Origin of the sequence: Salmonella sp. 741265116_PST (assembly GCF_046567715.1) — a bacterium.
Lineage (GTDB): Bacteria > Pseudomonadota > Gammaproteobacteria > Enterobacterales > Enterobacteriaceae > Salmonella > Salmonella enterica.
This window is the reverse complement of sequence record NZ_JBKFPH010000036.1, coordinates 25,344-36,747: the sequence shown is the minus strand read 5'-3', so window position 1 is coordinate 36,747 and position 11,404 is coordinate 25,344. Positions and strand designations below refer to the sequence as shown.

The following is an 11,404-nucleotide window of genomic DNA, read 5'->3' as shown; positions in this document are numbered from 1 at the left end:
ATCGGTCCAGATTTCCTGCCCCGCCGGGCCGGTGACAATGGCGCTCTGCGGGCCTTTAGTGTGCGGTTTGTCTATTGTTCGCTGTGGACGGTAGACTTCGCGGGTGGGATGCAGTTCAAACGTGGTGACATAGGTAAAATGCTGGTTTTGCCCGCTGTGCTGCGCATTGTCCCGTAAAAACAGCGTGGTCTGTACCAGCAGGTACTCCTGGTTGACCTCTGCCGTCGGATGATTCATCAACGTAAAGGTGTAGCCAGTCATGAGGGTGCGGATATTCCCCGCTCCGCCAGCCCGACTGCCGGGGCTGCGCTGCGCTTCCATACGAATGCGCGTCAGCATCTCGCCTTCACTCTTGTCGAAGTAGTCTCCCGGCCACTCATAATGCTCGTAGGTGGCATGACCGGTTTCACGCGGGTTTGCCACGGTGTTTGCCAGCAATGAACGTGGCTTCGTAAAATCGAAATCATCCAGCACCCACTGGCCAGTCCGCAGGCTCTCGTTTGCCGTGATAGTGTGGATAAACTCCTTGTCCAGCTTCAGCCCTTCCTGGTGCCACTCGACCAGCGGCGAGTCCGGACATGCTTTGTGGGCGCTGATGGCATCCGCCAGCACCAGCGTGTGGCTGTCCTCGCTGTGTTCAAACCACCAGTAGATGCCCCACTCCTGCATCAGTCGCTGAAGAAAATCAAAATCAGTTTCACCGTACTGTACCTGCCAGGTGCGTACCGGGTAGCTTTCCACCAGCCGCTTTTCCACCGGGTAGGGGTATTCCGCCAGAACCTCATCCAGAATATCCACCACGGTTTTATTCTGGAATGCCTTGTAGTCGCTGGTGTGGGTCAGCAGTTTTACCCACGGCTCCATACGCAGCTCATAGGTAACAGAACGCCCTTCATGGCCCACCACCCGCGCCGCCGTGACCAGCCCGCTGATATGCCGTTTGCCGCCGCCATCCAGTTCGATGTTGACGCACAAATCTTTGCCCACCATGGCTTTAAGCGGCAGGTTGGCTGCGGGGGAGACATAGCCCAGATTCAGGGTGTCGGGCGTTTTTAGCTGTACGATGTAGGTAAACAAGCTACCGAGAGCTTCCGAGCCGTTCAGACTGGAAAACAGCAGCATCTGCGGTGGAACTGCGCTGCCGCTGACCGTCACGTTATGTGCGCCCGGCCCGCTGGTTGCACCAGAAATTAGTGCCGATATCACATCCTGCGCCGCGCCCGCCGCTGCCGCAGCCTGTGCCGCCGCAGCCACCGCTGCTTTCACCAACCCCGACGGTTCAGGCAGGTCGCCCATCAGAGATCCCAGCGCCTGTTCCACTGCCGCTTCTGCGGCTCCCGCCACGCTTCCGGCAACCGAACCTGCTGTAGTTCCACTGTTTTCACCTGTTATCGGCGGCGTGGTTGTCGTCAGCCCCCCCATACCGGATTTATTATTTGTGGATACAAAACTCATGGTATTTGCTCCTTTAATACTAAATTTAAGCGCAGTATCTGGCAGTCGGAAATAACATTCCACTGGCACAAACATATTTTAAAAAGCACAAAAAAGCGCTTACGTTTCAAAAAAAATGCAATGCTTATCTTATTTTTTTGAAAGCCAGCAAAATAAGTGGCATACAAATTAAAAAACCCACAACTGAAACAATGAACACATAATTATGATCCGATAAGAGTTGTCTGGCAAACCATACACACTGGGACGAACTAAAATCCCCTCCCATGCTCATCGTTTCCGAGTAATTCACTGCAAATATAATATTAAAATAAAAAACAACAATATAATAAATGGCAGAGATAAATAAAATAATCCCCCAGCGTATCCAGAATTTATTTGTCATTGTATGAACTCCCCAGAGAACCGCCAGATGTACCACCAGAATATGGCGACGAGGTACCTGATGAAGCAGAACTTTTTGCTCCCACCCCCATCAGTACAGCGCTCAATCCCTGTGCTGCTCCACTTTTATCACCAATATTAGGATATTGTTGCCTGAATTCACTGGTCATATTCATTACTGACATTGATGAAAAATCAGAACTTTTCTCAATAAGGTATTGTTGTAATGAGAAAGGGATCGTGAAATCTATCTCTGTGTCAACTGTTAACTGTGGCGAAGCAGATACCCCAAATGATGACTGTATAGAAGGTAATATATATTTTGTCTCAAATATTTTCGAACCAGAATATTTAATCCCCTCAACGGAGTGTGTCGTACAATTATTTCCGGTTACATCATAAATATCAATTGTACGCCCCCGCAACTTTACCCTGTCCGTCATTGATTTTGTAGGAACAGGTGGTTTTGCTGCATTCCACAATTTTTCAAAAAATTCACGAACCAATATCGGATTAGCATCATTTATTTCAAACACATGTGCTTCCATCTGATATAGCTCATAACGATAATAAGATCGGGCATCTTCATCTTCAAAGAAGTTTAAAATACCATCTCCGACAGTCGCACTAGAGCCAGTCCTTCCATACCGCCCGTAAGTGTACAAATAAACAGAATTATCCATATGTACAGAGACAAAAGCATGACCCGCACCTGTGGTTTCAACCCACAAAAATACACCGTTTAACAACAAATTATCTTCTGGCTTACAGGTTGCAGCGAAACTATTTTGTTCTTGCGTGTTCAGTGCTGTCTGCCATAAGTCTTTCACTCTTCCCTCCTGTTATTCCCCACCAGTCGCAGCGCATCCACATACCGCCCTTCACTGTTCTGCTGCCAGAACCAGCCTTGCCCCGGTCTTGCCTGCCCCAGAGTCTTACCCGGCCAGCCCGGCCACGGCAGATAACGCACGCCCGGCAGTTCCACTACCGGTGCTTCATCCGCCAGCCCGGTCAGTTCCCGGCTGCGCTGCGATGTACGTCGTAACCCACGCAGCCACTGCGCCCACCACGGCCCCGGCTGCCACATCGCCCATAGCTGGTCCACCTGCTCCGTCAGCCGTCCGCGACGCATTGTGTCCGGCGAGATATGCTGCGCCGTCAGCCGCGCCAGCCAGTACAGCCAGCCCTGTATCTCCGGCAGACTTTCCTCCAGCCACTCCCGACCGCAGCGCTGATAAATCACCAGCGGCCACGGGCGTCCCACGCTGTCACGCGATGCCATCAGCACCCCGGTCAGCCAGTCAGTCGTCCCACCCATCGGCAAAAATCCCGGCGACATCACAAAGCTCCACGGCAGCGGATGGTGTTCCGGCGCGGGCATAGCGTGTTCGCCACGCGGCGACAGATGCATCCAGCCGTCACGCTCTTCATCGGTCGTCTGGCCTTCCGACAACACGATATGCCGCCCGCTGCCCACCCATGTCTGGCGGTTCAGCCAGTCCTGCCATATTCGTCCCTCTTCAGCGCCCACCCGCCAGCGCACATAGTCGCGCTGGTCCGGCAGCCTGCCGAACATCGCCGGGGCTGATACCACCGCTGGCCGGCGCATTACAGCGCCCTCGCCGGGCAACTGAAGTTCTGCAACAGCTCCCGGCTGACCGGGTTAAAATCCCGCCCGGCGGTGATTTCCAGCACCACCCGGCGACCGTCAAAATCATATTCCACCAGTTGGCGCCCCCGCACCGCCGTTTCCTGCACCTTTCCGGCGTCCAGCAGATGAAACAGCGCCCACGGCCCGCCGGTCAGTAGCGTTGAGGTGTCCTGGCGAATACGCGGGCTGGCGGTGATTTCCGCCATCGAGCCGTTGCGCGGTCCCGGCCACGTCACTTTCAGGGGCCGGTCCGGACCATGGGCGTAACGCAGCACCTGGCCGTCGATATCAATCACCAGTTCCGTGATGGCCGGGTCCATATCCACCACGCTAATCTGCATCGACCAGGAGAATTTTTTCCCGCCCTCGCTGTTAAAAAACACGCTGCGGATCTGCTTCGCCTGCTGAAACGGCGTTAAATCCGGCCCCTGCAAGGTCATGTTGCCTTCGGTCGGTTTGTAGCGCCACGGATCGCTGGCGGTGTCCGCCAGCGGAGCCAGTTGTTTGCTCCAGAAAGCATCCAGTACGCCGCCGCTGGCGAAGATGCGGTTAAAGTCCTCGGCGCTGACCTCCTGCGGACTGTCGGCGAACGGATAGCGCCCGTCGATGGCGTCACGGCAGTCGTCGCCCATCATCGCCTCCATCTGGGTGTTCAGCACATCACCGGTCCCGGCGTTGATTTTGCGCGTTCCCTGCTTCGTCAGATCCAGCAGGATGTTTTTCAGCGGTGCGGGCAGTTTCGCCGCCTCCAGTTGCAACTTGTCTGCGGCAGTAATGCGCGCTGGCAACGTCCCCGCCGCCAGCGCGCTGTCAGCAATGGTCAGTTGGGTGTAATACTCGTTGAGCATGGTCAGCAGCGAAGCGATCTGCATCGTCCCACCGCCGCTCTGTCCGCCGTCCGTCCGCCCGCCAATGACCTCGCGCAGCGCGGCGAAACGGTCATCTACCAGCGTTTTTTCCAGCCGCTCTTCCGGGTGAATATCCTGGAACAGTTTTGCCGTCTGTACCACTTTCCCCGCGTTACCGGACGCGCGCTGCGCCAGCTGTTTCTGTCTGGCCTGCGGGTCCGGCGGCGGCACCAGCGTGGTCTGCTCCACCACCGCTTTTCCCAGCCGCATCAGCGGTGAGTCCGGCGACGCCAGGGTGCGCAGCACCTGTAAATCATAGGCCAGGCCGGAACTGCCCTCTTCCCCGGCACTGTTGATACTATGGATACTGTCCAGAAAATCCTGCCAGCGGCGGGCATATTCCGTCAGGTACAAACGGCGGACTTCGCGGGCAACAGACTGCTCCTGCCCCGGTATCTGGCTGCGCAGGCTGTCAGTCAGCTTTTTTGGCGTACTCTCCCGGCCCATCACCCAGCCATCGTTCGCCGTCGCCGCCGCCACAAATTCCGGTAATCGTTTGTCGAACAGCTCCCGGTAACCTTCACGGGTAAAAATACCCGGCACGCCCCGATCCAGCGGCGCGCCGTTGCTACGCACAAACACCGTTCCCGCATCCGCGCCGACGGCGCGTACCAGCGTAAACTCCTGCGGCGCTTCGCTCTCCATGGCCGCCAGCGCCCGCGCATAGATACGCTCGGTACTGGTGTGACCGTCGAGGAATGCCCGCGCCTGGCGGATAAGCGCCTCATCTTTCTCATACGGTGAATGCACCACCCGGCTGCCGTCAAACAGCGCTTCGATATGCGTCAGCACGGCGGCGCGCCCGCCGAACCCGGCCACGCTGTCGCTGTTCCCCAGATCGTTAATCACCCACGACTGAATCTCCGCCGCGTTGTATTTATCTTCGTGATCTTTATCCAGATTCAGCAGCAGATAGATGCGCAGGGCATCATACGCCGCTTTACTGTCCTGACGGGCAATGGCGTCTGCCAGCACATACTCCATCCGTTTCACCAGCGGCGGCAGCAGCAGTTGATCCAGCAGACGGTTGTACAGCGACGCCACGCTGTCGGTTACCGGCGGTACGCTGTACAGGCCGTAGCGCCAGGTCAGCGGCGGCGCGTCCGGGTCCAGTTCCGGCCAGGCGGACAGTTCCCTTGCGCTGTCCAGCAGTGCCGGGACGGGAGCCATCGCCGGTTTACCGGTGTAGGCTTTCACTTCACCATCCAGCCGGGTCGCGCGGGCGCTGATTTCATTCAGATAGTCGCCGTTGGTCTGCTGGCTGGTCTGCATCCCCTGCCACAACAGGAATGCCAGCACCAGTACCAGCAGGTGCCCGCCGAGGCGCAGCAGGCGGTAACGCCAGGCCCACTGGAGGTTTGGCTCCACCAGGTGCGCTTCACGGAAAATAAACTGTGTCAGCAGGTCATGCAGGAAGTAGCTGCGGTTGCCGTCCGGCAGAGCGTGCGGGAGAGAGGCGGAGGATTCGCCACGGGCGGTTTTTATCGCCCGGACAAAGCGCTGCCAGATACTCAACTGGTCGGCCACGGCGTCGGCCTGCGCCTGCGCGGCGCTGGTGAAAAACACCCCGCGCAGCGTGTTATTCAGTTGCGTGGCATCGAATTTTGAATCGAGGAAGATCTGTTCAATAGCATCCAGCAACGGCTCGCCGAGGGCGGCGAACTCACGCGGGAAGGTATACAGCCGCTGACGGCTTTTAAGGTCGTACTCTTCCTGTAACCGGGTATCCAGTCCCTGATCCAGCCGCAGCGTCAGGCGTGCCAGCTCCTGCGCGCAGGCGGCGTGCAGCGCCTGCGGGTCGCCCACTTTTCGCCTGCGGCTGTACGGCAACGTGAAGCCCCAGATTTGTGCGCGAAGATGGCTGGTCAGCGTGCGAAAATACTCGCTGAACCCCGGCAACAAATCCATTTTGGTGACCACCAGATAGACCGGAAAGCGAATCCCCAGGGTCTCGCGCAGTTCTGCCAGTCGCGCCCGCAGAGCAGCGCAGGCCGCCAGGCGTTCCGCCGGTGACTGTGCGGTTAAATCCGCCACGTTTAGCGTCAGGATCACGCCGTTAAGCGGCGCGCCGGGGCGATGTTTACGCAGCAGACCGAGAAAGCCCTGCCACTCTCCGGCGTTACGCTGCGCGGCGCTCGCTTCACCACCGTCATCGTGGCGGGCGTAGCGTCCGGCGGTATCAATCAACACCGCTTCGTTGGTAAACCACCAGTCGCAGTGTAGCGTGCCGCCACCCGGCACTGTCAGGATACGCGAGGTCTGCTCCATTTGCTCCGCCAGCGGGAACTGCAATCCGGTGTTCAGCAGGGCCGTGGTTTTGCCATCGCCGGGACTGCCGACCACCATGAACCACGGCAGCTCATACAGAAAGCGTTTTCCCTCGAAGATTTTACGCCAGCCGGGCATGTCCACCCGCAACTGCCGCAGCTGCCGGATGGCCTGCGTGACAATATGGTTGACGGTGCGCAGGTCGGCTTTGATCTCGCCAGCCACCGGTACCTCTTCCCCGCGCGGATGCAGGAAGCGACGCAGCAGTTGTTCATCCATACGCAGCGCACGCCACAGCCGGTACAGGCCGTACAGCGCATACACCAGCAGGATGAAACCAATCAGGGTCAGGCGGACCCACAGCGGCGCAAACGGATGGACATCGCCCAGGGCCAGCAGCGGTGTGACGAAGCCAATCGCCAGGCACAGGACACTGATGCCGATAATGCTCATCGACCAGTTGACCAGCCACAGTACCAGCAGCATCAGCAACAGAGCAATGGTCACTACCCGGCTACCCACGGAGGCCAGCGGGCGCAGGGTATCAAATGACACCAGCGGCCCGACAAACCAGACCAGCAGCGCCAGAACCAGAACGCCCACAACCGCCAGCGCGCGCCGGGAAAAAAGCAGACTAAGAAATTTTTGCATTATATTTCGACTCGCCACCCAATAATCAATATTTTAAAATTCCCTGGATAAAGTAATATAACCATTAAATCTTACAGAACACTCATCAGCATTCATGAAGCTGGATGCAATGAAAATATCTTTTTCTTTATCTTTGTTAATATAGGTATATTTTGCCACGATAGATTTAACCTGATTTTCATAGTAACTATCGAAATAGGATTTTTTATCTAATATTGCCACTTTATTTTTGGCCTTATCTTTTTCATAATCCATCCTGGCCAGAGATTCTGCATAGACCTTAGATACAGGCGAGATATCAAGAATCTCTACCTTTGTTTTATCCTTTATAATAGTAGCGACATCTATATTCAGGTCATTTTTTATGGCATCAAATAATGATGACTCCATTGATGCTCCAACCGTAGCACACCCATAATCGTGCGCATAAGAAATGGCAGGAATACCCACCAACAGACAGACCATTATCTTAAACATATCAATCCATTACCACCAAGACTTTACCACCAATACTTATCTGAACTGGCAGCGATAACATTATCACAGGGTATACCTGCCATACTTCAGGCTGCATATGCGCTGGCTTTACTCGCTCACCCCAGTCACGAACTAATGTACGTTCCTGGGGATTCACTCCCTTGCCGCCTTGATGCAACTTGAATGATTTTATATCTTACAGGGATACTCTATTAATTTATTTATGATAAGTTCAGCCGCGCGAGAATTCAGTTCTTCACTGGTTTTATTTTTAAGAGAAACATAGACTAATTCATTTAATGTTAGCGTCTTAAATAAAGCGTATCCACACCACAGTTTGTTCTCCGTTGCATCCTCCACGCCGAGCAGATAGACACCCGCCCTGAGTTTATCCCGTTGATTACCAGACACCCAAAATTTAAAAAAGTCATTACCTGAAAGATTAAGCGCATCCGGAGTCAGGGATAAAATGGGGGATGACCGGGAAGCAATTTTTATGGAGGGGTCTGTCCTCTGACAGGGAAAATTTTTAACTAATGCTTCCTCTATTAGTATTGAAGCCCTTACATCAGGCTTTGTCACCGCGTGCTGTTCAAGCCAGGTCAGCACAGTATGGTTTATTGTTATACTGTCAACCTGACCATATCCACACCAGGCTTTACCTTCTGTAGCATCCGCCACCCCCAGCATATACATCAGTGTATTGTCTTTTTTCTGTACGTTGTCAGTGGCATAAAATTTCAGGAAATCCTGAGTGCTGAGGTTGACATTATCGGGGGAAATGAATCCTGCGTTAATCGGGGATCCGGCAAAAGCGCCACCGGGTAACAGGCAACATAAGATGATCAAAAAAACACGAACAGATCGTTTTATGTGATATGTCGCTGAGATCCGATAATAATCCCCCGTCACGCCACATACTGGCGAATGATGAGACACATCATAGGTTGATTTTTTCATCAATTTATTCCACCACCAGAATTTCCACCCGACGGTTTTTCGCCCGCCCGGCTTTACTGCCGTTATCCGCCACCGGCACCGTATCGCCCTTGCCAACGATATGTACCCGTCCGGCAGGTACGCCGCCGGAGGTCAGCAATGCCGCAACTTCCGCCGCCCGTTTTTCCGACAGCACCAGGTTGGATGGAAATTCAGCCGAATGAATGGGCTGGCTGTCAGTGTGACCCGTTACAGTGACTGCGCCGCCCACGCGGGCGATTTCCCGCGCCGCTTTGTTAATCACTGGCCGGATTGCGTCACTCACCGTTTTTTGTCCCGGTACAAACATGGCGTCGCCACGGAAGACCACCCTACTGTGCTGGTCATCTTCGTCCACGGTCAGCAGGCCACGGGCGATTTCGTTTGCCAGCAGGATTTTCAGCCGCAGCTTATGAACCGGCACGGGCGGCGGCGGCAGTTTTATACCAATCGCATCAATATGCTGTTGTACGGTGACGGTCTGCACATCCATCCGGTGGCTGTAAAGGCCAAACAGCGTCAGCATCGCCAACAGGGCTATCCCGGCGCTCAGCCAGACCGGCACCCGGCGCATCCGCCGCAGTCGTCCGCTTATCGCCCCCTGAAAGTCAGGCGAGAGCGCGGGCATGACCGGATCGCGACGCTGTGAAAGCTGTGTCAGCAATTGCTGGCGAATATTGTCCAGTTGCTTACGCCCGTCTGGCTGCACGCTGTAGCGGCCTTCAAATCCCAACCCTAGCAGGTGGTAGATAACCTCCAGTACGTTGCCATGCTCCTGGAAGCTGGCCGCCAAACGCCCGATGATCTGGAAAAGTTTTATCCCGCCTTCGCTTTCACCATGAAATGTTACCAGCAGGCTTTTTCCGGCCCAGACGCCGCGCCGTCCCCAGGTTGTGTTATTGGCGGCTTCATCAAGCGCCGTACACAGGCAGTAACGTACCGCCAGTACGTGCTCGCGCCGCAGGTTCGCCTGATCGCATAATGTCTGGTACAGATGCATCTCGCGTACCAGCAAATTACGGTAAGGCTCTACCAGGGCCGCATCCAGCTTAGCGGGCATGGCTGCGAGAGCGCACAATAAAGGCTGGGCAGCGGCGAGCAACGGGTTAGCCGCCGCGCTGATTTCAGCCAGCCGGAGTTTGCTGTCCGGACCGTCTTCAACGATGACATTGAGTTCCGTGCGCTGGCTGGTGTGTACCGGCGTTTCATATTCACTGTTCTTATGTTCCGGCGTGGTGGACAAAAAGGACATCATGTCCGCCGCTGGCGGCGTCAGGGTACTGTCTGTCATTTATCGCGCACTCCCCACAGTTCTGTCTCCAGCCCCGGAAATTCCCCGGCGGTATGCATGGCCATCCCGCCGTAACGGGCAATGTGTTCCCACAATGCTCCCTCGCGGCGGATGTCGTAATAGATGTATCCGGCCTGAAACGGGATTTGGCGCGGTGGTACAGGCAAAACCTGCAAAGCCAGCCCCGGCAGATGCGAGCGGATCAGTTCCGGCAGGCGATCGGATGGCCCGATTTTGGTCTGGGCGGCAAAATGTTGCAGTAGCACATCGGTCGGCATTGAAGCCTTTATCGCCAGTACCAGCGTGCTGAAATCGGCAAGATCGGAAGGGGCCACCACCGCATTCAGGATGCCGTAAGTCCCCTCTTTCAGCTCGATGCGCTGCGCGCCCCGGATCAGTACTGCATTCAGCAGGAACTGCACCTCATCAACCAGTGATTTCAACCCGGCATAGGGCGTCAGGTGTTTGTACTCTTTGTATTCAGCGGGTCGTCGCGTTTGTGGACGCACATAGGTGGAGAGTTCCCCGGCCAGTTCGGACAGGTAGCGATACAACACTTCCGGGGCCAGCGGGGTTTTCGCCAGGTGAATCAACAGCGGCTCAAAGCGATTGAGAATTTGCAACAGCAGGTAATCGGAGACCTCCGCTGCTTCATGGCCGTGGTTGTCGCTGCCGGTCAGCCGTTCCGCCAGCGAATCGGCCCGCATCCGGATGAGATCGTTGATCCACGACAGCCAGGTACACATCAGTGAACTGGCCTGATAATTAATGATGGGCGGGATCAGGTCGTGGTCGATATCTATCCGCCCGTCAGGATTCAGCCCGGTGATGCGGGTCAGCGGCAGGCCAATCCAGGCGCCCGTCACCGCCTTTTCCGGCAGCAGCCGCAGGCGCAGGTGACTGAGCTGTAATAACTGCGCGCCACGTCCCAGCGAGTTGGCGTCGCGGATGTCGTGTTCGTGTACCGAGAAACGCGCCAGTGATTCCGGGTTATTGTCAAACGTAGTTTCTTCGCTGTTCGGCGCGCGTACCGGTACCGCCAGACAAATCTGCTGGTTCAGGTGCTCCGGCAGGATGGTCAGCGGCGGCGGTAGCGGGGTGTGGCCCGGTGCGTTAAACGGCGTGCCGTCAGGAAAAATCCCTGATGCCTCTTTCAGTATCAGTTTACCGATGTTCAGCGCTTCGCCATCAATATTGTAGTGGCTGAATCCCCAGAAAAAGGGGGTCAGCGGCAGGCTGCGGTAATGCATGACGTGTTCCAGATAACGCTCTTGCTGCTGAAACATCTGCGGCAGTAAAAATTGTCCTTCACTCCAGACTACGCGGTCATTCCAGCTCATA

Annotated in this window: 8 protein-coding genes; all 8 read right to left on the bottom strand. The window is 55.6% G+C overall.

Translation table 11 applies throughout. The annotated features are described in order from the left end of the window. The coding region (locus ACLD11_RS19155; protein ID WP_411015260.1) for a type VI secretion system Vgr family protein at positions 1 to 1,455 on the bottom strand (1,455 nt) is incomplete at its 3' end. Between the two features lie 374 nt (positions 1,456 to 1,829). Continuing rightward, positions 1,830 to 2,669, bottom strand: coding sequence for a hypothetical protein (locus ACLD11_RS19150; RefSeq protein WP_000654209.1), 840 nt, complete (start codon positions 2,667 to 2,669; stop codon positions 1,830 to 1,832). Beyond that, positions 2,666 to 3,448, bottom strand: a complete 783-nt coding sequence (locus tag ACLD11_RS19145) for a TagF domain-containing protein (RefSeq protein ID WP_411015259.1) — start codon at positions 3,446 to 3,448, stop codon at positions 2,666 to 2,668. The genes ACLD11_RS19150 and ACLD11_RS19145 overlap by 4 nt, the downstream gene beginning before the upstream one ends. Beyond that, the gene (icmF, locus tag ACLD11_RS19140) at positions 3,448 to 7,317 is read right to left on the bottom strand and encodes a Type VI secretion protein IcmF (RefSeq protein ID WP_411015258.1); all 3,870 of its coding nucleotides are present in this window, start codon (positions 7,315 to 7,317) and stop codon (positions 3,448 to 3,450) included. The genes ACLD11_RS19145 and icmF overlap by 1 nt, the downstream gene beginning before the upstream one ends. Positions 7,318 to 7,350: 33 nt before the next feature. Further along, the gene (gene sciR, locus ACLD11_RS19135) at positions 7,351 to 7,782 is read right to left on the bottom strand and encodes a Shiga-like toxin A subunit SciR (RefSeq protein WP_023166851.1); all 432 of its coding nucleotides are present in this window, start codon (positions 7,780 to 7,782) and stop codon (positions 7,351 to 7,353) included. Between the two features lie 201 nt (positions 7,783 to 7,983). Then, on the bottom strand, positions 7,984 to 8,757 hold the full coding sequence (locus tag ACLD11_RS19130) for a Rap1a/Tai family immunity protein (RefSeq protein ID WP_411012461.1): 774 nt from the start codon (positions 8,755 to 8,757) through the stop codon (positions 7,984 to 7,986). Position 8,758: 1 nt separating this feature from the next. Then, positions 8,759 to 10,063, bottom strand: coding sequence for a type VI secretion system protein TssL, long form (tssL, locus tag ACLD11_RS19125; RefSeq protein WP_039514490.1), 1,305 nt, complete (start codon positions 10,061 to 10,063; stop codon positions 8,759 to 8,761). Further along, entirely contained in the window at positions 10,060 to 11,403 is a 1,344-nt protein-coding gene (gene tssK / locus ACLD11_RS19120; RefSeq protein WP_131046279.1) for a type VI secretion system baseplate subunit TssK, read from the bottom strand. Before tssK ends, tssL begins: the two co-directional genes overlap by 4 nt. Between the last annotated feature and the right edge of the window lies 1 nt (position 11,404).